Consider the following 24,217-nt stretch of genomic DNA (forward strand, 5'->3'; position numbering starts at 1 on the left):
CGCACGATGAAACCGTGCGGCTTAAACCGTCCTGCCAGCCTGACCAGGCCGGCTTGCGGGATCAGGCTTCCTGCACGATGCGGTCAGCGACCAGCGCCAGCGCCGCTTCCAGCACGCGGACGTCGGCGCCCGGTTTGTGGGCATTTTCGCTGAGATGACGGCGCCACTGGCGCGCGCCGGGAATGCCCTGGAACAGGCCCAGCATGTGGCGCGTAATGTGTCCCAGATAAGTGCCCTGGGCCAGTTCGGCTTCGATGTAAGGGTACATGGAACGCACCACGGCGACCGGATCGGCCACCGGTGTCTCACGGCCAAACAGCTGGCGATCAACCTGCGCCAGAATGCCGGGATTTTGATAGGCCTCGCGCCCCATCATCACGCCGTCCAGGTGCTGCAGATGCGCTTTGGCCTCTTCAAGCGTCTTAACGCCGCCGTTGATCGCTATGGTCAGCGCCGGGAAATCCCGCTTCAGCTGGTAAACACGCGGATAATCGAGCGGTGGAATTTCACGGTTCTCTTTCGGGCTGAGACCCGACAGCCACGCTTTACGCGCATGAATAATGAACGTATCACAACCGCCCTGCTGCGCCACGGTGCCGACAAAATCGCACAGGAAGGCGTAGCTATCCTGGTCGTCAATACCGATGCGGGTTTTCACCGTGACCGGAATGCTGACCACATCGCGCATCGCTTTGATACAGTCCGCGACCAGTGCCGCCTCACCCATCAGGCACGCGCCAAAACGGCCATTCTGTACCCGATCGGACGGACAACCGACGTTCAGGTTGATCTCATCGTAGCCGCGCGCTTCAGCCAGCTTTGCACAGGTTGCCAGCGCGGCCGGATCGCTACCGCCCAGCTGCAGCGCCAGCGGATGCTCCGCCTCGCTATAGGCCAGATAGTCGCCTTTGCCGTGGATGATGGCACCGGTGGTCACCATTTCGGTGTACAGCAGCGTGTCGCCGCTCAGCTGACGGTGAAAATAGCGACAGTGACGGTCGGTCCAGTCCAGCATGGGGGCGATGGAGAAACGTTGCGAAGAGAATGTATCGGTCATGAAACGCAGTAAATCCGCAGTTAAGTGATGAGAAACTGCGCAATGATATCACAGCTGTGACGGGCGACACAGCCGCCCGTCATCGTGTGGTCAGAAGTTAAACCCGAGCTGCACCATGGCGCCCCAGGTATTGTCTTTGCCGACCGAACCGGCCAGGTCCAGATGCACCGCATTGTTGAACGGCGACACGCCGAGACCGGCCGTAAACACATCGGTGTCATTCGACTTCATATCCGCGCGATAGCCGGCACGCAGCGCCAGCCAGTCCAGTACGCGATATTCACCACCCACGCCAGCGTACTGACTGCTCTCCTGCGATTTAAAACGTTTGGTTTCGGTCAGATCGACATCGCCGGTCAGGGTAAAGGGTCCGCGATTCCACGCCAGTCCGGTAGTTACCAGCGGGCGAATCTGATACGTATCGCGATAGCCGTTAACCTCTTTGGTGTCGATATCGCGCGATACCAGGTTCTGCCCGGTCACGCCGAAGGTCCAGTTCTCCGCGAAGTCGGTAGCGATACCGGCATCAACGTTGAAACCGGTATCGGTGCTGCGATAGCGGCTATCGTTAATATCATTCTTGTCGTAGTTATAAACGCTGGCGGTGTAGTTATACAGCCAGGTTTTCTGCAGCTTTGGCGTGACGCCAACGGAGACCGGGTGACCGGCGATGGTAAACTCATGTGCCATTGCGACGCCGTAATCGGTGATCAGGGCAGCCAGGCCGTTGGCGCTGGAGCGCAGATTATTTTGGTCGCCCGGCAAGGGAATGCGTCCATTTGCGACCTGATCCAGATAATCAATATCGCTCTGTACCACGTTAGCGCGGATGTGTGCCGTGCCGTAGGCTTTGGTGATGAAGGCGAAAGGAAGGGTCTCGTTGGGAATGCTGACGGCTAACGCCACGCCTGCGGTGCCATTCGCTTTATCACCGCGCAGATCGCGCAGCTGATTGGCCATATCACCTGCCGCGGCTCTGACCTGAGGCGCGCCATTGATGATCTCCGGCAGCGTGATGTTGTTGATCACGTCACGATAGCGGTCCACCGTATCAGTAATTTCGTCTACGCGATCCACTAATTTGTCTTTGTCAGTAATCTGCACACCGGCTGAAGGAAAAATGATGCTGACGTTATCTTCAGGCTGCGCTTTGGTCATCAATGCCGGGTTAGCCAGCACTGCCGAGCTCCAGGTTGAGGAAGCGACACCGGTTCCCCCCATGGCATCGTTACGCGCATCGTACCAGGTGCCAGCAGCAAATGCTGATGTGGTAACAAATACCGCATTAAAACCAACAACATAAGCAATTTTCTTGCGTCTGAATAATGTCTTCACCATGAGTCTGCCATCACCTTTTAATTGTCGTGGACTGTCTCTACGACGGAATAGTTTATTAGCCCTATTCTGAACGCTGGCTAACGCTTTATTGCTGTGAATTGAAAGGAATTAGCATTGCTATTCGCAGAATTGGTCACGCCCGCACCATTCTGCTGTTGTTTTATGCAGAAATATGAACGTCAGCTAAATTGATGCCAGAAATTACTTAAAACCTTTTGAACCATAGCCACTAAGTCAGTGAGTTGCAAAGCAAAAAGATGGGTTAACCTGTGAGAAAAAACTCAGGAAGGAAAAGCATGGCTTAACAGAAGGAGGGACCAGGGCGTAACGCGGCAGATAAGTGGCTGAAAGCCGGACATTTCCTGGATGATATAAGGTAAAAAAGCAATGGCAGCAGCGTAAAAGTTTGTGTGATAAAATAACATCACCCATCACCTGGAGAATGCTTATGCCAAACCTCACGCCCGAACAACTGCTCACGCAGGCTGAATCTCTGTGCCTTGACCGTGGCGTGCGCCTCACTACGCAGCGCGCAGAAGTGTTGCGCCTGATGGCGGAGCAGAACGGTTCCATTAGCGCTTACGATTTGCTGGACCAGCTGCGCATCAGTGAACCCCAGGCGAAACCACCGACTATTTATCGCGCGCTGGATTTCCTGCTGGAGCAGGGATTTATTCATCGGGTAGAGTCAAATAATAGTTATGTGGTGTGCCACCATTTCGACGAGCCGGCGCACACCTCGGTGATGCTGGTGTGCGACAACTGTGCCGCCGTCAGTGAGAAGCACGCGCACGGCGTGGAAAAGATCATTGCAGGGTTGGCCGATCAGGCAGGTTTTACCTTACGTCATAGCGTTATTGAGGCGCACGGCCTGTGTGAAAACTGTGCCGAAGTGGCAGCCTGCACGCAGCCGGGTAGCTGTCAGCACGATCATGAAGTGGAAAGTAAGAAGAAGGTGCGTAAAGGGTAACTGGCACGTCCGTGTGCCAGGCCGATCGTAACGATCAGCGGGTAGGAGCATCATCCTTAAAGCGGGAGACTTACCAGCGGTAATCTTTGTTTTGACTTTCCCAGTCTTTCAATTCACGTTCAGCTTCATCTTTGGCGTAACCGTAACGTTCCTGGATTTTACCCACCAGCTGATCGCGTTTCCCTTCGATCACGGTCAAATCGTCATCGGTTAACTTGCCCCATTTCTCTTTAAACTTCCCTTTAAACTGCTTCCAGTTTCCGCTCGCTTCGTCTTTGTTCATAACAATCCTCCACGTCTTCCTGAGTGAGATGGTGTATTTCTCATGTAATGCCGGAAATAACCATATAACGCGCTGCTTATCTGCGCCGTTTGAGATAATTATAGTAGCCGCTTCGGATTGTGCACGGAATTACAGATTATTCTGGTGCCTGCGCTGCGCTTATGGCTGACTGAACCAGCTGTCACGCTGCCAGTGGCGGCGCCACATCCATCCCAGCGTCAGGCCGCGCAGCGCCAGAAACACCGTGATCGCCAGCCATAAACCGTGATTCCCTAACCACGGCAGCGTTAGCAAAGTGATGCCAAAACCGGCTGCGGCCATGATCATGCTGTTACGCATTTCGCGACCACGCGTCGCGCCGATGAACATGCCGTCCAGCAGATAACACCAGACGCCGACCAGCGGTAAAATTACCTGCCACAGCAGAAAGCGATCGGCCATCTCACGCAGCGGCTGCAGCGAGGTAAGCAGCGCAACAATATGCGGGCCGCTGAGCGCATAAATAAGCGCAAACAGCAGCGCAACGATACCCGCCTGGCGACAGGCGGCATGCCAGATCAGCAGCAGCCGGCTGCGATCTTTTGCCCCTACCGCTTCACCCGAGCAGGCTTCCACCGCGTAAGCAAAGCCGTCCAGCGCATAGGCAGTAAACGTCAGGAACATCAACAGCACCGCATTAACCGCGACCACATCCGGTCCGATGCGTGCACCCAGCAGGGTCAGTGAGGCGAAGCAGATCTGCAGCATGAGCGAGCGCAGCATGATGTCGCGATTAAGGCGAAATAATCGCGCCGCGTCACCGCGCCAGCTGTTTTTCAGCAGCTTGAAATCGATACCGCGCAGTTTCAGCACGCGCGCCACCATCCATAATCCCACCGCCAGCGTCACGTATTCGGCCAGCGCCGTGGCGGCGGCGGCACCGGCAACGCCCCAGTGCAGTTTCAGCACCAGCAGCAGATCGAGCAGGATGTTAACCAGGTTTCCGACAATCAGCAGAACCATCGGCGCACGCGCATACTGCACGCCCAGCAGCCAGCCGAGAATCACCAGGTTAGCCAGCGTAGCCGGTGCGCTCAGCCAGCGGATTTCAATGAAGATCTGCGCCTGCTGCTGGACTTCCGCGCTGCCGCCCATCAGCGTTGCCGCCAGGCTACTGGCAGGAGAACGCAGCAGCGCCAGCAGCAACCCGGCGGCCAGAGCGATCAGCAGCGGCTGCATCAGTGCGCGCGCCAGTGCCTGTTTATCGCCGGCCCCGAACGCCTGCGCGGTTAAACCGGTGGTGCTCATACGCAGAAATAGCAGCAGCATAAAGATGAAGCTGGTTGCCGTGGTGCCTACGGCCACGCCGCCGAGGTAGATCGGGCTATCAAGATGGCCAATCACGGCGGTATCGACCACGCCGAGCAGCGGCACGGTGATATTGGAGAGGATCATTGGCAACGCCAGTCGCCACAGCGCTTTATCAGAAGAGGAAAATAGCTGCATCAGCCCCATCCCGAGGGTTACGGTGGTCGGCCTGAGCGAGCGCCTTACGGGCCGGGAACAAAAGTATGATTAAAGCAGACTGCGGCCAGCGCGCGAGCGCCGCCGCAGCGGGGGAGATCAACCGGGTTTCAGAGCCACTCGCCGTTGCGCACGATGCCTACGGCCAGCCCTTCCACGGTCAGTGACTGTTCACGGGTATCCACGACAATCGGCTGGAAATCATTGTTTTCCGGCAGCAGCTGGACAATCGCGCCCTGCTTCTTCCAGCGTTTCACCGTGACTTCATCATCGATACGCGCAACCACCACCTGGCCATTGCGCACTTCCTGCGTTTTATGCACCGCGAGCAGATCGCCGTCCATAATGCCGATATCTTTCATCGACATACCGCTGACGCGCAGCAGGAAATCGGCAGAGGGTTTGAACAGGTTGGCGTCGACCTGATAGTGGGCTTCGATATGTTCCTGCGCCAGCAGCGGTTCACCGGCGGCAACGCGACCGATCAGTGGCAGCCCTTCACTCGCCTCTTCTTCCATCAGCAGACGGATACCGCGCGATGCACCGGAGACGATTTCAATGACACCTTTACGCGCCAGCGCTTTCAGGTGCTCTTCAGCAGCGTTAGGCGAGCGGAAGCCCAGTTGCGAAGCAATTTCAGCACGCGTTGGCGGCATGCCGGTCTGATTAATATGGTCGCGAATCAGGTCATAGACCTGTTGCTGCCTGCTGGTTAACGCTTTCATCCCGCCCCCTGGTTGTTTATACAGTCGCTGTGAGTATATACAGGTATTGGCGAAATGAAAACCGAAACAGAGGGAAAAATCAGCGGCTTGATGAATGTGGAATGTTTATCGCAAATGCGACCAAAGCAGCGCGATCCAGACAAACAGAGCCAGTAAGATAGCCAGCAGTACCGCCGCCGAGCCCATGTCTTTGGCGCGTCCTGCCAGCGGATGGCGCTCCTGACCGATGCGGTCCACCACGGCTTCGATGGCACTATTAAGGATCTCAACAATGACCACCAGCACCACCGAGCCAATCAGCAACACACGCGTGATGGCATCGACATCCAGCCAGCAGGCAATGGCAACCGCGACCAGTGCGGCAATCGCTTCCTGGCGAAAAGCGGCTTCATGCTGCCAGGCAGCGCGCAGCCCCTGCCAGGAATAACCGGCGGCTTTAATGATTCTCAGGAAACCGGTGACGTTATTTGCCATGTTGTGGAACCCTTAACTGTTTTTGACGTCAATGTCTGGGCGCGCGAGGTGGCACAGCCACAGATCTTCGCCGCACTTTCTGGTATGCTTGCCGCGCTTTGCTAACAAGAGGCTTCAAGTTGTCTATGTCAGGTTGGCGTAAACTCTATTACAAATTGTTGAATTTACCACTCTCTATTTTGGTAAAAAGTAAGGTCATTCCGACCGATCCGATCTCGGAACACGGTATCGATCCGACCCGTCCGGTGATGTATGTTTTGCCTTATGATTCAAAGGCGGACCTGCTCACGCTACGCGCACAGTGCCTGAAGCACGATCTGCCGGATCCGCTGGCGCCGCTGGAGATTGACGGTACCCTGCTGCCGCGCCACGTATTTATTCACGATGGGCCGCGCGTCTTCCCCTATTTCGTGGCGAACCCGGAGTCGGTCAAGCTGTTCCATGACTACCTCGATCTGCACCGCAACAATGCGGCGCTGGACGTACAGATGCTGCCGGTTTCCGTGATGTTTGGCCGTGCGCCAGGCCGTGAAATTCAGGGCGAACCGACGCCACATCTGCGTATTCTTAACGGTATACAGAAGTTCTTTGCCATCCTGTGGCACGGTCGCGACAGCTTTGTCCGCTTCTCGCCCACGGTTTCGCTGCGTCAGATGGCCACCGAACACGGTACCGATCAGTCGATCGCGCAGAAGCTGGCACGTGTCGCGCGCATTCATTTTGCCCGCCAGCGGCTGGCAGCCGTCGGCCCGCGTCTGCCGGCACGCCAGGATCTGTTCAACAAGCTGCTGCAGTCCAAAGCGATTGAGAAAGCGGTTGAAGACGAAGCGCGCAGCAAGAAAATTTCGCATGAAAAAGCGCAGCAGAACGCCATCGAAATGATGGAAGAAGTGGCGGCGGATTTCTCGTACGAAGCGATCCGCGTGACTGACCGTGTAATGGGCTGGCTGTGGAGTCGGCTCTATCAGGGCATTAACGTGCACGGCGGCGAACGCGTGCGCCAGCTGGCGCAGGATGGTCACGAAATTGTTTACGTGCCCTGCCACCGCAGCCACATGGATTATCTGCTGCTGTCCTACGTGCTCTATCATCAGGGCCTGGTGCCGCCGCACATTGCTGCCGGTATCAATCTCAACTTCTGGCCAGCCGGACCGATTTTCCGTCGCCTCGGTGCCTTCTTTATTCGTCGTACCTTTAAAGGCAACAAGCTCTACTCCACGGTGTTCCGCGAGTATCTGGGCGAGCTGTTCAGCCGCGGCTATTCGGTTGAGTATTTTGTTGAAGGCGGGCGCTCGCGTACTGGCCGTCTGCTCGACCCGAAAACCGGCACGCTGTCGATGACGTTACAGGCGCTGCTGCGCGGCGGCAGCCGTCCTATCACCTTTGTGCCGATCTACATCGGTTATGAGCACGTGATGGAAGTCGGCACTTATGCCAAAGAGCTGCGCGGTGCCGCGAAAGAGAAAGAGGGCTTCATGCAGATGGTGCGCGGCCTGCGCAAGCTGCGTAACCTCGGCCAGGGCTATGTGAACTTCGGTGAGCCGCTGTCGCTGGTTAACTATCTCAACAAACAGGTACCGGAGTGGCGCGACGCGATTGACCCTATCGATCCTCAGCGTCCGGCGTGGATGACGCCGGTGGTGAACGATATCGCGGCACGTCTGATGGTGCGCATCAACGAAGCCGGCGCGGCCAACGCCATGAACCTGTGCGTGACCGCGCTGCTGGCATCGCGCCAGCGTTCGCTGACGCGTGAACAGCTGACGGAACAGCTGGAGTGCTATACCCAGCTGCTGCGCAATGTGCCGTACTCACCCGAGTCAACCGTGCCGGATCTCAGCGCTGAAGCGCTGCTCGATCACACCATGGGCATGAACAAGTTCGAGACCGAGCAGGACAGTATTGGCGAGATCATCATTCTGCCGCGCGAGCAGGCGGTGCTGATGACCTACTATCGCAACAACATCCACCATATGCTGGTGATGCCGTCGCTGATTGCCGCTATCGTGCAGCAGCATCGGGAGATCAGCGAGGCGGAACTGCTGCGTCAGGTCAGCCTGGTCTATCCGATGCTGAAGAGCGAACTGTTCCTGCGCTGGGACAGTGCCGAACTGCCGGCCCTGCTGAATGCGCTCTGCGCCGAAATGGCGCGGCAGGGACTGATCACCGTACAGGAAGGCCAGCTGAAAATGAGTGCGGCGCGTTACCGTACGCTGCAGCTGCTGGCGGCCGGGATCCGTGAAACGCTGCAGCGTTTCGCCATTACCTTCGCCATTCTCAGCGCCAAGCCGACCATTAACCGTGGCACGCTGGAGAAAGAGAGCCGCACGCTGGCTCAGCGTCTGTCAGTGCTGCACGGTATCAATGCACCGGAGTTCTTCGACAAGGCAGTCTTTACCGCGCTGGTGCTGTCGCTGCGTGATGAAGGCTATATCAGTGATTCCGGTGATGCGGATGCTGAACGTACCAATATGATGTGGCAGATGCTGGCCGAACTGGTCACCAGCGATGTCCGTCTGACCATTGAGAGTGCCGTGGCGCACGACTAATGGGCGACTGAAAACCGCGGCGCATCTGTCACACGCCAGATTGCGCCGCGGTTTTCGTTGTCAGAATTCAGGCGTGAAAAGAACGCGCTTCCCACTGCGGCGACCAGCGCGCCGCCAGGGTTAATCACCCCACCATCAGAACAGCGCAACAAACGGCTGGGTATTGAGCAGCACGCCAATAAACAGCACCAGGCCAACGTAGTTGTTGTTGAGGAATGCCTGGAAGCACAGCTCACGTTCACGCCCGGCAATCAGTTTCTGCTGATGCACAAACAGCCCGCCCGCCAGCAGCAGCGACCAGTAAAACGCACCGTTCAGATGCAGTAAAATGCCCACCAGTGCCATCAGGCCCAGCGCGGCCAGCTGTAACAGCCCGATAATCAGCTTGTCGTAACGCCCAAACAGAATCGCCGTCGATTTCACGCCAATCTTCAGATCGTCGTCGCGGTCAACCATGGCGTACTGGGTGTCATAAGCCACCGTCCAGCAAATATTGGCAAGAAACACCAGCCAGCAGACAAAGGGTAAGGACTCACTAACCGCCGCCCAGCCCATCGGAATCGCCCAGCCAAACGCCGCACCCAGCACCACCTGCGGCAGATGGGTATAGCGCTTCATAAAGGGGTAAACCCACGCCAGCGCCAGCCCGCCAAATGACAGCAGAATGGTCATGCGGTTCATGGTCAGCACCAGCAGGAACGCCAGCAGACCGAGGCCGGCAAACAGCAGCTTCGCCTCTTTCTCCGTTACCGCGCCGCTGGCTAACGGTCGCGCGGCGGTGCGTTTCACGTGGCCGTCGACGTTACGGTCGGCATAATCGTTGATCACGCAGCCCGCCGCACGCATCACAAACACGCCGAGGACGAACACCACCAGCACCGACAGCGGCGGAATCGCCATGCCGGACAGCCACAGCGCCCACAGTGTCGGCCACAGCAGCAGCAGCGTGCCAATCGGTTTATCAATACGCATCAGGCGACTATAGGCCTGCCATTTGCTCATGGTTAAAGTCTTTTGCACGGGGCGTTATCCTTGCTTCAGCGCGCGGTATAGCGGCGACGCCGGTAAAAACAGTTCAGTTAACAGCAGCGGTTTGCCGGACAGGCGCAGCCGCGAGCGGCGTCCCCACAGGTCATCAATCTGGCCCGGATCGATAAAATCGCGGCTCAGCGTCGAGGAGGAAAACAGGTAGCGTCCCAGCGGTCGCGTGCCGAGATTTTGCAGCATCTGTTCCGGGCCGTTCAGCGTGCTCTCCGGCACCACGGTACGGCCAATCAGCCAGGGTTCATTGTCACCGCACAGCACGATTTCACGCAGCCAGAAGCGCGTGTCGGCAGGCAGAAACGCCGCTTCCTGCGGCATCTCATCGGCGGTAATGAACGCTTCCCGCAGCAGTTGTACGGTAACCTGCTGGCAGTGCTGCTCAAAGCGGCGCGTCATTGAGTCTTCTTCCAGCAGCCAGTCAAGCAGCGGCGGTGAAAGTAACGGGGAAGAGGCTGGCAGCCAGTGCAGTGCGCGTAACTGGCGCAGCGCGTCATGCGACATCAGGACATCTCCGGTAAAAAAGTTGCCCTAGTGTAGCGCACCGCGCTCAGCGTGACACATCTGCTTGTGCCACGCTGGCGTCGCGGGAGGAATTACTCGCGTTTCAGGCGGTTACTGTTGGCCAGCCACAGCGTCACCACCAGAATCAAAATTGCCGCCGAGTAGCACAACGTATCGAAAGGATTTTTATGGTCGACAATGATCAGACGAATAATCGCCGTGATCCCGATATAGACGAAGTAGCGCAGCGGAAAGTGATAGCCGGACTGAAAGTACTTCACAATCAGCGCGATAAACTCGAAGTAGAGAAAATAGATCACAATGCCTTCGATCAGCAGATACGAGGACGCCTGCTCACCGGTGCTGAACAGCACATTCGCCAGGTGAATGGTCTCTTTACCGAGAAAGACCACCAGGATAACGGCCAGAATCACCAGGCCAATGTTCAATACCCACTGTAATACCGAAGCAATAAGCTGCCCCGCCGCTGGTTTTGTTGTCATTATTTTGCGCCTCAGATGACGAGATTCTTCTGGCGCTATCATGCTGTAATGTGATCTAAATCACAATACATCACACCTCAACATCAACACACAGCGCGTCATAACGCCAGTACTCGCAGTCGCAGTCAATCACCCGCTTATGCTGGTCACGGTTGATACGCGTAATCAGCAGGCCGGGCGTACCGCTCGCCACGTTCAGTGCGGGCGCCGCCCGCGCCGGAAGCGGACCGGGCACAATGGTAAACCGTGCGCCGCCGTAGTGAATGCCGTAGCGCTGGTCATACAGATCGGTCAGCGAGCGGGTGAGATCTTCACGCAACAGACCGGGAAAGAAGGCCGGATTGAGGTAATGCTCGACGTACAGCACCGCGCGGCCATCAATGCGGCGCAGGCGGCGAATGCGGTACACCTGATCGCCTTCCAGCAGTTGCAGATGACGCGCAATTGCCAGCTGCGCCGGCACCTCGCGCGCCTCCATCACCTCAGTGCTGGCAATGCGCCCCTGCTGCAGCGCCATGGCATGAAAGTGGCTGTGATGTGCCGGGTTATAGATGAGGCGCGGCGGCGCAATAAACCAGCCGCGCCGCAGTTCACGGTAGATGACGCCCTGCGCTTCCAGCAGGCCAAGCGCTTCACGAAGCGTGATGCGCGTGGTGGAATATTGTTCGCTCAACGCGCGCTCGGCCGGTAATCGTCTGGTGACAAACTCTCCGTTTTCAATCCGTTCGCATAGTGCGGCGGCGATCACATCTGCGGTTTTCGACGACATTTTTTTCAGCCTCATTTTGGGGCAAATCTGCACTATGACAGTTCGATGACTACAATGTGACAAGGCACATCCCACGCTTTAGCGCGCTGTAACCGCATGTGGAACGACGCGCCACATCCCATTTCAACACCCCGGTCATAAAACCTTCATCTATCCGGGCTACATTGGCTCGGTTCTTGCTGGACTAGACCACGACGACCCACAACTTACACCCGGAGCAACCGAGATGAAAGCGTTTATCTCTTCTGTAGTAGCCAGTGCCGTTCTGCTTGCGCTGCCCGCCGCGCATGCCGCCGATAACGATGTTGCCGCGCTGGAAAAAGCCGCGCGCGCCGAAGGCCAGGTTAACAGCGTCGGTATGCCTGACACCTGGGCCAACTGGAAAGATACCTGGAACGATCTCAGCACCAAATACGGTCTCAAGCACAGCGATACCGATATGTCTTCGGCGCAGGAGCTGGCGAAGTTTGCCGCCGAGCAGGATAACGCCAGCGCCGATATCGGCGACGTGGGCGCCGCTTTCGGTCCGATTGCCGTCGCCAAAGGCGTGGCGCAACCCTACAAACCGACGCACTGGGATCAGATTCCGGCATGGGCGAAAGACGCCGATGGCAACTGGATGCTGGCCTACACCGGCACCATCGCTTTCCTGATCGACAAGCAGCAGGTGAAAGACGCACCGCACAGCTGGGCCGATCTGAAAAAAGGTAAGTATGTGGTCACTATCGGCGACGTCGGCACGGCTGCTCAGGCGGCAAACGGCGTCCTCGCCGCCAGCTATGCGCTGGGCGGTGACGAGAAGAACATCAAGCCGGCGCTGGCGTTCTTTGGCGAGCTGGCGAAACAGGGCCGCCTTGGCGTGACCGATCCGGTGATCGCCAACATCGAAAAAGGTGAGATTCAGGTCGCCGTGGTGTGGGACTTCAACGGTCTGAACTACCGCGACCAGATTGATAAAAATCGCTACGAAGTGGTGATTCCGTCGGACGGGTCCGTGACTTCTGGCTACACCACCATTATCAACAAATACGCCCGCCACCCGAACGCGGCGAAGCTGGCGCGTGAATACATTCTGTCGGATGAGGGCCAGATCAACCTGGCAAAAGGCTATGCGCGCCCGATTCGCGCCGAGCATTTAACGCTGCCGGCGGACGTGCAGGCCAAGCTGCTGCCGCAGTCGGAATATAAAAATGCCCGCCCGATCAAAGATCAGGCTGCCTGGGATAAGACCTCAAAACTGCTGCCGCGTCTGTGGCAGGAGAATGTGGTTATTAACATGAAGCAGTAACGCAGACGTTTTGCCAGTCGCACATACCGTAGCGGCGCGATGTATCGCGCATCCGTTTTCCGGCAATGCGCAATACATTGCGCCGGTACCTATCACCAATTTTTACAGGGTGCGCATTCATGCGCACCTGAGGGAGCGGGGATGAAAACAATCCTGGTGGTACTCGATGGGCTGAGTAATCAGGTGGCGCAGCACGCCATGGGCTATCTGTTTGCCGAATGCAAACAGGGCAACGGCCACTATTACACGCTGACCTGCGAACTGCCGTCGCTGTCACGTCCGCTGTACGAATGCATTCTGACCGGCATTCCGCCGGTGCGCAGCGGCATCATTCACAACGGCGTCAATCGCCTGAGCAATCAGCGCAGCATCTTCCACTATGCGCGCGACGCCGGACTCACTACCGCCGCTGCCGCTTATCACTGGGTGAGCGAACTGTATAACCGCTCGCCGTTCAACGCCGCGCGCGATCGCCACACTAACGCGCCCGACCTGCCGATCCAGTACGGCCATTTCTACTGGGACGACGGTTACCCCGACTCGCATCTGTTCGAGGATGCCGAAAGCCTGCGCCTGCAGCACGATCCCGATTTCCTGCTGATTCACCCAATGAACATCGACGATGCCGGGCACAAGCACAGCCTGTCATCACCGCAGTACCGTAACCGGGCACGAATGGCGGATGGCTATCTGTCGCAGTGGATGCCCGGCTGGCTGGCCGCCGGTTATCAGGTGATTGTCACCGCCGATCACGGCATGAACGACGATCGCTCGCACGGCGGTATTCTGCCGGAAGAGACGCAGGTGCCGCTGTTTGTTTTTGGCCGCGGCTTCTCGCTGCAGCCCGACCTGGAACCGCAGCAAACCGACCTGTGCGGCACCGTCTGCACCCTGCTCGGCGTCACGCACGACAAACCGCTGTGTCGCGGTCTGCTGGCGGAGCCGCGCTGATGAAGGGCAAAACCCTGGCCTCACTGTTGCTGCTGCCGTTCGTGCTGTTCTGGATCGCCTTCCAGCTCGCGCCGCTGCTGTGGATTGCCATCAACAGCTTCTGGAGCGATATCAATGAGCGCTGGGGCATCGATAACTACAGCGATATCCTCACTTCACCGTTCTACCTGCAGGCCTTTCGCCTGTCGCTGGATATTTCGCTGTGGTCGAGCGTTTACGGCCTGCTGATCGCGCTGCTTGCCGGTTATTCGCTGCACAAGCTCGGCACCGGGCGTTTTCAGCGCTTTTTGCTGTCGTTCACGAATATGACCAGCAACTTCGCCGGCGTGCCGCTGGCCTTCGCCTTTGTCATCCTGCTCGGACTGAACGGCTGCCTGACGCTGCTGCTGCGCCACTACGGCTGGCTGGACAGCTTTAAGCTGTTTTCGCGCGACGGCATGGTGCTGGTTTACACCTGGTTCCAGATTCCGCTCGGTATTCTGCTGCTCTACCCGGCGTTTGACGGGCTGCGGAAAGACTGGGAAGAGTCGGCGGCACTGCTTGGTGCCAGCCGCTGGCGCTACTGGTGGCACATCGGCCTGCCGATTCTGTTTCCGGCGCTGCTCGGCACCTTTGTGATTTTGCTGGCCAACGCGCTGGGCGCCTACGCCACCATTTACGCGCTGACCACCGGCAACTTCAACGTGGTGCCGGTGCGCATCGCCGCGCTGGTGTCAGGCGATATCTCGCTCGATCCCAATACCGGCGGCGCGCTGGCGATGCTGCTGGTGCTGATTATGGCGCTGATTACCGTGGTGCAGCAGTATCTGGTGCGTCGCAGCTATCTGCATGCCCGCGTACAGGAGTCCTGACATGTCTCGCGTCGAAAAACTCTACCATCGCCTGATTGTCTGGCTGCTGCTGATCGTGCTCGCCGCACCGCTGCTGGCGACGCTGCTGTACGGCATCTCCAGCGAGTGGAGCGATACCATTCTGCCGCAGGGCTTTACCCTGAAGTGGCTGACGCAGCTGTGGAGCGATCCGCGCTTCCTCACCGCGCTCGGTCATTCGCTGCTGATCTGCGTGGGTGCGCTGTTGTTCTCCCTGCTGCTGGTGCTGCCTGCAATGTTTGTAATCGCTTACTATTATCCAAAACTGGACGCGGTGATGAACGTGCTGATTCTGATGCCGTTTGCCGTGCCGCCGGTGGTCTCGTCGGTCGGGCTGCTGCAGCTCTACTCCTCGGGCCCGCTGATGCTGACCGGCACGCCGTGGATTCTCATCGGCTGTTACTTCACCATTGCGTTGCCGTTTATCTACCGCGCCATTGCCAACAACATGCAGGCCATCAACCTGAAAGAGCTGATTGACGCGGCTCATCTGCTGGGCGCCAGCACCTGGCAGGCAGCCCTGTTTGTGGTGCTGCCAAATCTGCGCAAAGGGGTGTTTATTGCCGTGCTGCTCTCCTTCTCGTTTCTGATTGGTGAGTTTGTCTTTGCTAACCTGCTGGTCGGCACCCGCTATGAAACGCTGCAGGTTTATCTCTACAACATGCGCAACGGCAGCGGGCATTTCACCAGCGCGCTGGTGATCTCTTATTTTGCGGTTGTCCTGCTGGTCACCTGGCTGGCCAATGCCCTCAATCCTGAACGAGGCTGACCATGAGTTACCTGAACGTTACCCAACTGAATAAAAGTTATGGCCCCACCACCATTTTTGAAAACATCGATTTCAGCGCCGACGAAGGTGAGTTTGTCACCCTGCTCGGCCCGAGCGGCTGCGGCAAGTCAACGCTGCTGCGCTGCATCGCCGGCCTGACCGATGTCGACAGCGGCACCATTCTGCTGCAGGGCCAGGATCTGGTGCCGTTGCCGCCGCAGAAACGTACCATTGGCATGGTGTTCCAGAGCTATGCGTTGTTTCCCAATATGACGGTGGAGAAGAATGTCGCGTTTGGCCTGAAGATGCAGAAACTGGCCGCCGGCGAGATTCAGCAACGCGTGATGGAAGCGCTGGCGCTGGTGGAGCTGACCGACTTCGCGCGCCGCTATCCGCACCAGCTGTCAGGTGGTCAATGTCAGCGCGTGGCGCTGGCGCGTTCGCTGGTGACGCGGCCGCGCCTGCTGCTGCTGGATGAACCGCTGTCGGCGCTGGACGCCCGCATTCGCCGCCATCTGCGCGAGCAGATTCGCCACATTCAGCAGGAGCTGAAGCTGACCACCATTTTTGTCACCCACGATCAGGAAGAGGCGCTGACGCTGTCGGACCGTATTGTGCTGATGAATCGCGGTCGCATTGTGCAAAACGGCAACGCGGAAACGCTCTATACCCAGCCGGTGGATCTGTTCGCCGCGGGCTTTATTGGCAACTACAACCTGCTGAGTGCCGAACAGGCAACGCAGCTGACCGGTCAGCCGTTCAGCAGCCAGGTGGCGATTCGTCCGGAATCCATCCAGCTGTGCGCACCGCAGGCAGGCATCGCGGCCACCATTCTCAGCCATAGCCTGCTCGGGAACGTGATCCGCTATCGTGTGCTGGCGAATCAGGTCGAGTTGTCGGTGGATGTGCTCAACCGCAGCGTGGCAGATTTACACCCCGCCGGCATGCAGATTGGACTACAGTTAGAGATGTCGACGTTGCGCCAGGTCGCTTAAATTAAACGAAAAATTGGCAACGCAGCGCGACGCAGGTATTTATCGGCTGTGCTTATCGCCAGGCAGGCAGCCGCCTGTTTTCTGCCTGGCGCATAGGAGCCTTTATTCGTGCTAACCCTGCTTAACCTTCTCTCCGCCGTCGCCCTGCTGGTATGGGGCACCCACATTGTCCGCACCGGCGTGATGCGCGTGTACGGTGCCGATCTGCGTCGCGTGTTAAGCCGCAGCGTGGAAAAAAAGCCGATGGCGTTTCTTGCCGGGATTGGCGTTACCGCGCTGGTGCAGAGCAGTAACGCCACCACGTTATTAGTCACCTCGTTTGTGGCGCAGAATCTGGTCAGCCTGACGCCCGCGCTGGTGGTGGTGCTGGGAGCTGACGTCGGGACCGCCATCATGGCGCGTATCCTGACCTTCGATCTCTCCTGGCTGTCGCCGCTGTTTATCTTTTTTGGCGTGGTATTTTTCCTCAGCCGCAAACAGACGCGCGCCGGTCAGATCGGACGCGCGGCCATCGGCCTCGGGCTGATTCTGCTGGCGCTGCAGCTGATTGTCGCCGCCGCCAAACCCATTACGCAGGCCGCTGGCGTACAGGTGCTGTTCTCCACGCTGACCGGCGATATCATGCTGGATGCGCTGATTGGCGCGGTTTTCGCTATCATCAGCTACTCCAGCCTGGCCGCAGTGCTGATTACCGCCACGCTGACCGCCACCGGCGTCATCTCGTTCAAAGTGGCGCTGTGTCTGGTGATTGGCGCTAACCTCGGCAGCGGCTTGCTGGCGATGATCAACGCCAGCGGATCCAATGCTGCCGGCAAGCGGGTGGCGCTCGGCAGCCTGTTGTTCAAGCTGATTGGCAGCATCGTTATTTTGCCGTTTGTCGATTACATCGCCGATCTGCTGGATAAGCTGCCGGTTAACGATGAAGAGATGGTGATCTTCTTCCACGTGTTCTACAACCTGGTACGCTGTCTGGTGATGGTGCCGTTTGCCGAACCGATGGCGCGCCTGTGCCGCCGCATGATCGCCGACGATGCGGAAAACCAGACCCATCTCAAACCTAAGCACCTCGACAGCAGCGCGCTGGATACCCCGGCGCTGGCGCTGGCCAACGCGGCGCGGGAGACGCTGCGCATTGGCGATGTGGTGGAGCAGATGCTGGAGAGCTTCAACAAGGTGGTGATGGGCGAACTGCGCGAGGAGCGCGCAGTGCGGCGGCTGGATGATGATGTGGACGTGCTGTACACCGCCATTAAGCTCTATCTGGCGCGCATGCCGAAGGAGGACCTGGCGGAAGAGGATTCACGCCGCTGGGCCGAGGTGATTGAGATGGCGCTGAATCTGGAGCAGGCAGGCGACATTATCGAGCGCATGAGCGCCGACGTGGCGGACAAATCGCTGCAGGCGCGCCGGGCGTTTTCGCCGGAAGGGCTGGAAGAGCTGAATTCGCTGCAGGAGCAGGTGTTAAGCAACCTGCGCCTGAGCCTGTCGGTGTTTCTGTCACACGACGTCAGCAGCGCCAAGCGCCTGCGCCGTGCCAAGCACCGTTTCCGCATCCTGATTCGCCGTTATTCCCACGCCCACGTCGAGCGCCTGCACCGGCAGAATGTGCAAAGCATCGAAACCAGTTCGCTGCATTTAGGTTTGCTGGGAGATATGAAGCGCCTGAATTCGCTGTTCTGTGCGGTGGCGTACACCGTGCTGGATCAGCCGGACGATGAGCGCGAGGTGGATTAATCATTTTTACAACGCGCGATAAATCGCGCCGCTACAGGCTGTGCATTAATCTGTAACGGCGCAATTTATTGCGCATTGCCATTACGACAACAAACTGAACGCGATCATCCCGACGATGGCGCCGGTGGTGCCGAGAATCGTCTCCATCAGCGTCCAGGTCTTCAGCGTCTCGCCTTCGGTGGCACCGGTGAAGCGGCCGAACAGCCAGAAACCGGCATCGTTGACGTGGCTGATAATAATCGAGCCGCCGCCAATGCAGATCGACAGCGCCGCCAGCTGCGCGCCGCTGTAATGCAACGGTTCAATCACCGGCATCACCAGCCCGACGGTGGTTAAACAGGCCACCGTGGCCGAGCCCTGAATCACCCGAATCGCGCCGGAGAGAATAAAACAGGCCAGCGCAATCGGCATGCCGGCACCGGTCAGCGCGTGGCCCAGCACCGGGCCAACGCCGGAATCCACCAGCACCTGTTTGAACACGCCGCCCGCACCAATCACCAGCAGGATAATCCCCGCCGGTTGCAGCGCGCTGCCGCATACCTGCATCACCTTCTCTTTATTCATGCCCTGACGGTAAGCCAGGCCGTAAATCGCTACCAGCAGCGCCAGCAGGATGGCGGTAAACGGATGGCCGATAAACTCCAGCCACGCATACAGGCGTGAATCCGGTGTGGTAAAGCGCGCGCCGATGGTTTTCAGCCCGACCAGCAGCAGCGGGAACAGAATCAGCGACAGGCTAAAGCCAAACGACGGCAGTTGGCCCTCGCTGACGTCCGGCTGATGATCTTCCGGCGGCGCGCTGAACGTCACATGGCGCGCAATCAGGTTGCCGAACAGCGGACCGGCAATCAGCATGCCGGGAATCGCGGCGCACAGCCCCAGCAGGATCATCCAGCCAAAGTCAGCGTGCATCTGCGCCGCCAGCAGCATCGGTGCCGGTCCGGGCAGCAAAAAGGCCGCCGCGGCGGCGACGCCGGCAAACAGCGGGATCACCAGTTTGACCAGATTATCGTGGGTGCGGCGTGCCACCGCGAAGGCGATGCTGATCAACAACACTACGGCCACTTCAAAGAACAGCGGCAGCGCACAGATCAGCCCGGCAATGCCCATCGCATAGTGCGCGCGCCGTTCGCCAAAGGTTTTCAGCATGCGAATGGCGATCTGATCGACCGCACCGGTTTCGTGCAGAATTTTGCCGAACATGGCGCCCAGCGCCACCACAATGGCAAGAAAGCCGAGCGTGCCGCCCATGCCTTTTTGCATGGTCTCAGCAATTTTATCCAGCGGCATACCGGAGAACAGACCGGCACCCATCGACACTAACATCAGAGCGACAAAGGCGTGCATACGCGCTTTCATCACCAAAAACAGCAGCAGCAGGACAGAGCCTGCTGCGGTTAACACCAGCGTTGCGGTACTCATGACTAGCCCTTGTTGATTGCGCCCTCGATGGTCGCAACCGTGGCCGCAACTACCTCATCCAGTGAGTGATTGATATCGACAACCAGCACATCCGGCTCGTCGGCACCCGGTTCCTGCAGGGTTTCAAACTGTGTCACCAGCATCTGCGGTTTGAAGAAGTGGCCTTTGCGCGCCTTGAGACGAGACTCAATGGTGGCAAAATCACCCTTCAGATAGATGAATTTCAGGTTGTGATTGCCCTGACGCAGGATGTCGCGATAGGACTTTTTCAGCGCTGAACAGACGATAATCGAGATCGCCTGGGTGCGCTGCATCGCGAACGCCGCATCATTCAGCGCCTGCAGCCACGGCTGGCGATCGTCGTCGTTCAGCGGATGGCCTTCCGCCATTTTGGTGATGTTGCTGCGCGGATGCAGGAAATCACCATCCAGAAACGCGGTGCTGAGCTGATGAGACACCTGATTGGCGACGGCAGACTTTCCGCTGCCGGAAACACCCATCAGGATAAAGACGTGGTGCGATGGAGATGGCGTGGTCATGGTTTTGCGCTCCGGCAGTTGGTGCTGCCAATGTTACCGATAACAATTTTGATTGCCATTGTCCGAGCGCGCTCAGACGCTGGCAACCCTTGTCAGGCGGAAAAGCACGAAAGTGTGAACTGACTCAAAAAATCGCCAAAATCAGATGCTGCCACCTTCGGCAATCTCAAAACCGACATCCAGCGGCGCGGTCACGCTGCGATCGCCGCCAATCCGCGCCAGCAGCATGGCGGCTGATTCACGCCCCATGCGTTCGCGTGGCGTCAGCACCGTAGCCAGCCGCGGATTGACCACCTGCGTGATGTCGTGGCCGTGAAAGCCGGCGATCGCCATCTGCTCCGGCACGCGCAACCCCTGGCGCTGGCACTCAAACATCGCGCCTACCGCCAGGTCATCATTGGTACAGAACAGGCTGTCAGTGTGCGGATAGCGCTTCTGCGCCTCGCGCAGCAGCTGGGCACCGGCGCTGAAGGAGGAGGCATCTTCCATCATGACGCTGTGTGGCGTCAGCCCGGCTTCGCGCATCGCCTGTTCGTAGCCCTGCTGTTTTTGCAGCGTACGCTCATCGAGGCGCGCGCCCAGATAGACGGTGTGACGATGGCCTTTCCTGAGGATAGCATGCGTCATCTGCCGCGCCGCCTCGACGTTGTCGAAGCCCACGGCCATATCAAGACACGGCGTGACGCAATCCATCATTTCGATCACCGGAATGCCCGCCACTTCCAGCATGCGCAGCGTGCCCGGCGTGTGGGAACGTTCGGTGAGGATCACGCCATCAATGTTCCAGCCCAGCAGCGAACGCAGCTGCAGCTCCTCTTTGTGCGGGTTATAGCCGAAGTGCGCCACCAGCGTCTGATAGCCCGCTTCATCGGTCACGGTTTCAATGCCGCGCAGCACGTCGGCAAACACCTGGTTGGTGAGCGAGGGCAGCAACACGCCAATCGCGCGGCTGGTGGCGTTAGAGAGCATGTCGGGCGCACGGTTGGGGATATAGCCGAGTTCATCCAGCGCCACGGCGATTTTGTCGCGCAGCGCCGCAGAGACCTGATCGGGGTTCCGCAAATAGCGGCTGACGGTCATTTTTGTGATGCCGACGCGATCGGCAACATCCTGTAATACCGGTCTTTTCTTCTTCATCGTGTGCGCCTGAGGTCAGAGATACGCTGAGTTTATCATTTTTTTGTCATGTTATGCCGTTGCGGCCACGGAAGGAGAAGAGGGATAAAGTGCTGAGGACGGGGTGCGGCTGAGGCACAGGCAAAAAAAAAAGCCAGCACCCGAGCTGGCTAAGAAACACTGGAAGCAATGTGAGCAATGTCGTGCTTACCCGGTTTGTCAGGAGACGCTGCCGGACTCGCGTTGACAATAATAATCATTATCATTCGCGTCTGTAAAGCCCTTTCACGATTTTTTTGCCGTTGACGTTGCGCGCGAATTCCCTGATGTTAAAGGGGATTTCATTCACTGATTGCAAGGAGCTGCTTTATGAGTCAGGTTACTGTTCGTCACGCAACGCCCGAAGATGCCGCCGTTCTGACGCGTATCTATAGCCAGCCGGAAACTCAGGCGGGCACGCTGCATCTGCCGTATCAGTCACCGTCACTCTGGCAGGAGCGGCTCGCGAATCCCCGTCCCCATGTCACCATGCTGGTGGCCTGTATTGACGGGCAGGTTGTCGGTCAGCTGACGCTGGAAGTTATGGCGGTGGCACGCCGCCGTCACTGCGCCACTATCGGCATGGGCGTTGATCCGGCATTCCATCGGCGCGGCGTGGGTAAAGCGCTGATGGCGGCGATGGTGGATCTGTGCGACAACTGGCTGCAGGTCACGCGGATTGAACTGACGGTGTTTGCGGATAACCACCAGGCCATGGGTTTGTATCAGCAGTTTGGTTTTGAGATTGAAGGTACCGCCAGAGGTTTCGCGGTCCGCGACGGCCAGATGATCGATACGCACTACATGGCGCGTCTGAAAGGGAATGCGCGATGAATCGCGCCGCTACCGGCCAATGCACGGTGAGGTAGCGGCGCAATTTATTGCGCGACGTTAATACCCGGCACTCAAATCATCCACCGAGCGCGGGTCGGACGCGCCGTAGCGCATGCCGTCCGGGCCAATCATGATGCTCTGCGTGCTGCCCATCGCCGGCAGCACTTTCACATGCTGACCTTTTGCTTCCAGCAGACGCAGCGTATCCGGGCTGAAGCCCTTCTCGACGCGCAGCTGATCCGGCAGCCACTGGTGGTGGAAGCGCGGCGCATTGGTGGCTTCCGCCACGTTCATGCCGAAATCGATACTGTTCACCACCATTTGCAGCACGGTAGTGATAATCCGACTGCCGCCAGGGCTGCCGGTCACCAGCCAGGTTTTACCGTCTTTCGCCACAATGGTTGGCGACATCGATGACAGCGGACGTTTGGCCGGCTGAATCGCGTTCGCCTCACCGCCCACCAGGCCATAAACGTTTGGCGTGCCCGGCTTGGCGGAGAAATCATCCATTTCATTGTTCATCAGAATGCCGCTGTTACCGGCCACCACGCCGCTGCCAAAGTAGGTATTCAGCGTGTAGGTCACCGCCACCGCGTTGCCGTCTTTATCCACCACCGAGAAGTGGGTAGTTTGATTGCTCTCGTACGGTGCCAGCTTGCCGGGCTTGATGTCCGCTGAGGGGCGCGCCTTGTTGACGTCAATCTGCTGGGCCAGCGTTTTGGCGTAGGCTTTGCTGGTCAGCGCCTGCTGTGGCACCTTAACGAAGTCGGGATCGCCGAGATACTCGGAGCGGTCGGCGTAGGCATATTTTTCCGCTTCGGCCATAACCTGCATCGCGTCCGCGCTGCCGAAGCCCCATTTCGCCAGATCGAAGTTTTCCAGGATATTGAGGATCTGCACGATATGAATGCCACCGGACGACGGTGGCGGCATGGAGAACACCTCGTAGCCACGGTAGCTGCCGCTTACCGGCTTGCGTTCCACTGCGCGGTAGGCCGCCAGATCCGCCTTGCCAATCAGTCCACCGTGCTGCGCCATTTCGGCAGCGATCTCATCGGCAATTTTGCCTTTGTAGAAAGCATCCGGCCCCTGTTGGGCAATCAGCTGCAGGCTGTGCGCGAGGTTTTTCTGCACCAGGCGATCGCCCTTCTGGTAAGGCTGACCGTCGGCTTTGTAGAAAATGGCGCGACTGTTGTCGTGGTTGATCAGGTTCTCTTTACCGTAGGTAGCGAGATCGTCAGCCAGCGCATCGTTAACGATGATGCCGTCGCGCGCCAGTTTGATCGCCGGCGCCAGCAGCGTGCTGAGCGGCAGCGTGCCGTACTTCTGCGCCGCCAGGGCAAAACCGGCTACGGTTCCCGGCGTGCCCGAAGCCAGATGAGAAGTGAGTGATAACTTACTATCCGCATTGCCCTGCTTATCCAGGAACATATCGCGCGAGGCACGCGCCGGCGCCATCTCGCGGAAATCGATGGCGGTGGTGCGGCCGGCAGCGGTGCGCAGCAGCATAAAGCCGCCACCGCCCAGGTTGCCCGCCTGCGGGTGGGTGACCGCCAGCGCAAAGCCCACCGCAATCGCTGCATCTACCGCGTTACCCCCCTGTTTGAGGATATCGACGCCCACCCGGGTTGCCATGGCGTCCACTGACGCAACCATCCCGTGCTGCGCTTTCACCGGGTGAAAGGTGTCGCTGTCGACGCCATATGACACCGGCGGTGCGCTGGCTGGCGCCGCTTGCGCCCCCTGCACCACGGTAAAACTCATTAACAGCGCCCAGCCGAACTGGCGCACACCGTTATGTATCCTCATCCCGCCACCATCCTTTCAGTTGTTTACATTTGTTATTGATTGCTGCAAGTGTTTGCAAATACTGTAAAAAAGATAGCAGTTAAGCCAAATTAGGTGCACTCCTGGTTTTGGGGTTTGTGATATCGCATAAACTTAT

General features: G+C 58.2%; 23 protein-coding genes. 9 read left to right on the plus strand and 14 right to left on the minus strand.

The window, feature by feature from the left end:
* Positions 1-61: 61 nt before the first annotated feature.
* A complete protein-coding gene (dusA, locus tag CBW22_RS00170) occupies positions 62-1,057 on the minus strand; it encodes a tRNA dihydrouridine(20/20a) synthase DusA (protein ID WP_088515723.1) in 996 nt (331 codons plus the stop codon).
* A 90-nt stretch (positions 1,058-1,147) separates the two neighbouring features.
* Positions 1,148-2,395, minus strand: coding sequence for a conjugal transfer protein TraF (gene traF, locus CBW22_RS00175; RefSeq protein WP_088515724.1), 1,248 nt, complete (start codon positions 2,393-2,395; stop codon positions 1,148-1,150).
* A 448-nt stretch (positions 2,396-2,843) separates the two neighbouring features.
* Between traF and zur the strand changes: the two genes are divergently transcribed.
* On the plus strand, positions 2,844-3,365 hold the full coding sequence (gene zur / locus CBW22_RS00180) for a zinc uptake transcriptional repressor Zur (RefSeq protein ID WP_088515725.1): 522 nt from the start codon (positions 2,844-2,846) through the stop codon (positions 3,363-3,365).
* A gap of 70 nt (positions 3,366-3,435) precedes the next feature.
* Here zur and CBW22_RS00185 read toward each other — a convergent pair whose 3' ends face one another.
* The 4 genes from CBW22_RS00185 to CBW22_RS00200 all read right to left on the minus strand — a co-directional run bounded on the left by CBW22_RS00185 (position 3,436) and on the right by CBW22_RS00200 (position 6,350).
* Entirely contained in the window at positions 3,436-3,648 is a 213-nt protein-coding gene (locus CBW22_RS00185; protein ID WP_021507857.1) for a CsbD family protein, read from the minus strand.
* A 159-nt stretch (positions 3,649-3,807) separates the two neighbouring features.
* Positions 3,808-5,133 (minus strand): MATE family efflux transporter DinF, encoded by a 1,326-nt coding sequence (gene dinF / locus CBW22_RS00190; protein ID WP_088515746.1) that lies wholly within the window; start codon positions 5,131-5,133, stop codon positions 3,808-3,810.
* A gap of 128 nt (positions 5,134-5,261) precedes the next feature.
* Entirely contained in the window at positions 5,262-5,876 is a 615-nt protein-coding gene (gene lexA, locus CBW22_RS00195; protein WP_031279762.1) for a transcriptional repressor LexA, read from the minus strand.
* Positions 5,877-5,981: 105 nt separating this feature from the next.
* Complete coding sequence (locus CBW22_RS00200) at positions 5,982-6,350, minus strand: diacylglycerol kinase (RefSeq protein WP_021507859.1); 369 nt, start codon at positions 6,348-6,350, stop codon at positions 5,982-5,984.
* Between the two features lie 125 nt (positions 6,351-6,475).
* Between CBW22_RS00200 and plsB the strand changes: the two genes are divergently transcribed.
* Positions 6,476-8,899: a glycerol-3-phosphate 1-O-acyltransferase PlsB gene (gene plsB, locus CBW22_RS00205; RefSeq protein ID WP_088515726.1), complete on the plus strand. Its 2,424-nt coding sequence runs from the start codon at positions 6,476-6,478 to the stop codon at positions 8,897-8,899.
* A 135-nt stretch (positions 8,900-9,034) separates the two neighbouring features.
* Here plsB and ubiA read toward each other — a convergent pair whose 3' ends face one another.
* The 4 genes from ubiA to CBW22_RS00225 all read right to left on the minus strand — a co-directional run bounded on the left by ubiA (position 9,035) and on the right by CBW22_RS00225 (position 11,716).
* The gene (ubiA, locus tag CBW22_RS00210) at positions 9,035-9,901 is read right to left on the minus strand and encodes a 4-hydroxybenzoate octaprenyltransferase (RefSeq protein ID WP_176428066.1); all 867 of its coding nucleotides are present in this window, start codon (positions 9,899-9,901) and stop codon (positions 9,035-9,037) included.
* Positions 9,902-9,925: 24 nt separating this feature from the next.
* Positions 9,926-10,444 (minus strand): chorismate lyase, encoded by a 519-nt coding sequence (gene ubiC, locus CBW22_RS00215; protein WP_010616617.1) that lies wholly within the window; start codon positions 10,442-10,444, stop codon positions 9,926-9,928.
* Between the two features lie 92 nt (positions 10,445-10,536).
* A complete protein-coding gene (gene psiE, locus CBW22_RS00220) occupies positions 10,537-10,947 on the minus strand; it encodes a phosphate-starvation-inducible protein PsiE (protein WP_010616618.1) in 411 nt (136 codons plus the stop codon).
* Between the two features lie 70 nt (positions 10,948-11,017).
* Complete coding sequence (locus tag CBW22_RS00225; RefSeq protein ID WP_021507862.1) at positions 11,018-11,716, minus strand: UTRA domain-containing protein; 699 nt, start codon at positions 11,714-11,716, stop codon at positions 11,018-11,020.
* Positions 11,717-11,942: 226 nt separating this feature from the next.
* Here CBW22_RS00225 and CBW22_RS00230 point away from each other — a divergent pair, with 226 nt between their 5' ends.
* The 6 genes from CBW22_RS00230 to CBW22_RS00255 all read left to right on the plus strand — a co-directional run bounded on the left by CBW22_RS00230 (position 11,943) and on the right by CBW22_RS00255 (position 18,322).
* Positions 11,943-13,004, plus strand: coding sequence for an ABC transporter substrate-binding protein (locus CBW22_RS00230; protein WP_058770009.1), 1,062 nt, complete (start codon positions 11,943-11,945; stop codon positions 13,002-13,004).
* A gap of 141 nt (positions 13,005-13,145) precedes the next feature.
* On the plus strand, positions 13,146-13,955 hold the full coding sequence (locus tag CBW22_RS00235) for an alkaline phosphatase family protein (protein ID WP_088515727.1): 810 nt from the start codon (positions 13,146-13,148) through the stop codon (positions 13,953-13,955).
* Positions 13,955-14,806 carry an ABC transporter permease gene (locus CBW22_RS00240; RefSeq protein ID WP_021507865.1) on the plus strand — a complete coding sequence of 284 codons (852 nt, stop codon included), beginning with the start codon at positions 13,955-13,957 and terminating at the stop codon, positions 14,804-14,806. The genes CBW22_RS00235 and CBW22_RS00240 overlap by 1 nt, the downstream gene beginning before the upstream one ends.
* 1 nt (position 14,807) lies before the next feature.
* Positions 14,808-15,593, plus strand: coding sequence for an ABC transporter permease (locus tag CBW22_RS00245; RefSeq protein ID WP_058757571.1), 786 nt, complete (start codon positions 14,808-14,810; stop codon positions 15,591-15,593).
* 2 nt (positions 15,594-15,595) lie between these two features.
* Positions 15,596-16,588 (plus strand): ABC transporter ATP-binding protein, encoded by a 993-nt coding sequence (locus CBW22_RS00250; RefSeq protein ID WP_058770007.1) that lies wholly within the window; start codon positions 15,596-15,598, stop codon positions 16,586-16,588.
* Between the two features lie 108 nt (positions 16,589-16,696).
* Entirely contained in the window at positions 16,697-18,322 is a 1,626-nt protein-coding gene (locus tag CBW22_RS00255) for a Na/Pi cotransporter family protein (RefSeq protein WP_058757573.1), read from the plus strand.
* A gap of 81 nt (positions 18,323-18,403) precedes the next feature.
* On the opposite strand, the gene gntU is transcribed toward CBW22_RS00255, so the two are convergent.
* The 3 genes from gntU to gntR form a co-directional block, all read right to left on the minus strand.
* Positions 18,404-19,744: a gluconate transporter gene (gntU, locus tag CBW22_RS00260; RefSeq protein WP_088515728.1), complete on the minus strand. Its 1,341-nt coding sequence runs from the start codon at positions 19,742-19,744 to the stop codon at positions 18,404-18,406.
* A 2-nt stretch (positions 19,745-19,746) separates the two neighbouring features.
* Complete coding sequence (gene gntK, locus CBW22_RS00265; RefSeq protein ID WP_010615889.1) at positions 19,747-20,283, minus strand: gluconokinase; 537 nt, start codon at positions 20,281-20,283, stop codon at positions 19,747-19,749.
* Between the two features lie 141 nt (positions 20,284-20,424).
* Positions 20,425-21,420, minus strand: a complete 996-nt coding sequence (gene gntR / locus CBW22_RS00270; RefSeq protein ID WP_021507996.1) for a gluconate operon transcriptional repressor GntR — start codon at positions 21,418-21,420, stop codon at positions 20,425-20,427.
* 348 nt (positions 21,421-21,768) lie between these two features.
* On the opposite strand from gntR, the gene CBW22_RS00275 reads away from it, so the two are divergent.
* Entirely contained in the window at positions 21,769-22,272 is a 504-nt protein-coding gene (locus CBW22_RS00275) for a GNAT family N-acetyltransferase (protein ID WP_058770006.1), read from the plus strand.
* A gap of 57 nt (positions 22,273-22,329) precedes the next feature.
* Here the strand turns inward: CBW22_RS00275 and ggt are convergent, their stop codons facing one another.
* Positions 22,330-24,081, minus strand: coding sequence for a gamma-glutamyltransferase (gene ggt, locus CBW22_RS00280; RefSeq protein WP_021507998.1), 1,752 nt, complete (start codon positions 24,079-24,081; stop codon positions 22,330-22,332).
* Between the last annotated feature and the right edge of the window lie 136 nt (positions 24,082-24,217).

Source organism: Pantoea sp. VS1, assembly GCF_002207995.1.
GTDB classification, from domain to species: domain Bacteria; phylum Pseudomonadota; class Gammaproteobacteria; order Enterobacterales; family Enterobacteriaceae; genus Pantoea; species Pantoea dispersa.

Excerpts from the sequence above, each read along its gene's own strand:
- dusA (WP_088515723.1), bottom strand. The coding sequence starts at position 1,057 with ATGACCGATACATTCTCTTCGCAACGTTTCTCCATCGCCCCCATGCTG.
- traF (WP_088515724.1), bottom strand. The coding sequence starts at position 2,395 with ATGGTGAAGACATTATTCAGACGCAAGAAAATTGCTTATGTTGTTGGT.
- zur (WP_088515725.1), top strand. The coding sequence starts at position 2,844 with ATGCCAAACCTCACGCCCGAACAACTGCTCACGCAGGCTGAATCTCTG.
- CBW22_RS00185 (WP_021507857.1), bottom strand. The coding sequence starts at position 3,648 with ATGAACAAAGACGAAGCGAGCGGAAACTGGAAGCAGTTTAAAGGGAAG.
- dinF (WP_088515746.1), bottom strand. The coding sequence starts at position 5,133 with ATGCAGCTATTTTCCTCTTCTGATAAAGCGCTGTGGCGACTGGCGTTG.
- lexA (WP_031279762.1), bottom strand. The coding sequence starts at position 5,876 with ATGAAAGCGTTAACCAGCAGGCAGCAACAGGTCTATGACCTGATTCGC.
- CBW22_RS00200 (WP_021507859.1), bottom strand. The coding sequence starts at position 6,350 with ATGGCAAATAACGTCACCGGTTTCCTGAGAATCATTAAAGCCGCCGGT.
- plsB (WP_088515726.1), top strand. The coding sequence starts at position 6,476 with ATGTCAGGTTGGCGTAAACTCTATTACAAATTGTTGAATTTACCACTC.
- ubiA (WP_176428066.1), bottom strand. The coding sequence starts at position 9,901 with ATGAGCAAATGGCAGGCCTATAGTCGCCTGATGCGTATTGATAAACCG.
- ubiC (WP_010616617.1), bottom strand. The coding sequence starts at position 10,444 with ATGTCGCATGACGCGCTGCGCCAGTTACGCGCACTGCACTGGCTGCCA.
- psiE (WP_010616618.1), bottom strand. The coding sequence starts at position 10,947 with ATGACAACAAAACCAGCGGCGGGGCAGCTTATTGCTTCGGTATTACAG.
- CBW22_RS00225 (WP_021507862.1), bottom strand. The coding sequence starts at position 11,716 with ATGTCGTCGAAAACCGCAGATGTGATCGCCGCCGCACTATGCGAACGG.
- CBW22_RS00230 (WP_058770009.1), top strand. The coding sequence starts at position 11,943 with ATGAAAGCGTTTATCTCTTCTGTAGTAGCCAGTGCCGTTCTGCTTGCG.
- CBW22_RS00235 (WP_088515727.1), top strand. The coding sequence starts at position 13,146 with ATGAAAACAATCCTGGTGGTACTCGATGGGCTGAGTAATCAGGTGGCG.
- CBW22_RS00240 (WP_021507865.1), top strand. The coding sequence starts at position 13,955 with ATGAAGGGCAAAACCCTGGCCTCACTGTTGCTGCTGCCGTTCGTGCTG.
- CBW22_RS00245 (WP_058757571.1), top strand. The coding sequence starts at position 14,808 with ATGTCTCGCGTCGAAAAACTCTACCATCGCCTGATTGTCTGGCTGCTG.
- CBW22_RS00250 (WP_058770007.1), top strand. The coding sequence starts at position 15,596 with ATGAGTTACCTGAACGTTACCCAACTGAATAAAAGTTATGGCCCCACC.
- gntU (WP_088515728.1), bottom strand. The coding sequence starts at position 19,744 with ATGAGTACCGCAACGCTGGTGTTAACCGCAGCAGGCTCTGTCCTGCTG.
- gntK (WP_010615889.1), bottom strand. The coding sequence starts at position 20,283 with ATGACCACGCCATCTCCATCGCACCACGTCTTTATCCTGATGGGTGTT.
- gntR (WP_021507996.1), bottom strand. The coding sequence starts at position 21,420 with ATGAAGAAGAAAAGACCGGTATTACAGGATGTTGCCGATCGCGTCGGC.
- CBW22_RS00275 (WP_058770006.1), top strand. The coding sequence starts at position 21,769 with ATGAGTCAGGTTACTGTTCGTCACGCAACGCCCGAAGATGCCGCCGTT.
- ggt (WP_021507998.1), bottom strand. The coding sequence starts at position 24,081 with ATGAGGATACATAACGGTGTGCGCCAGTTCGGCTGGGCGCTGTTAATG.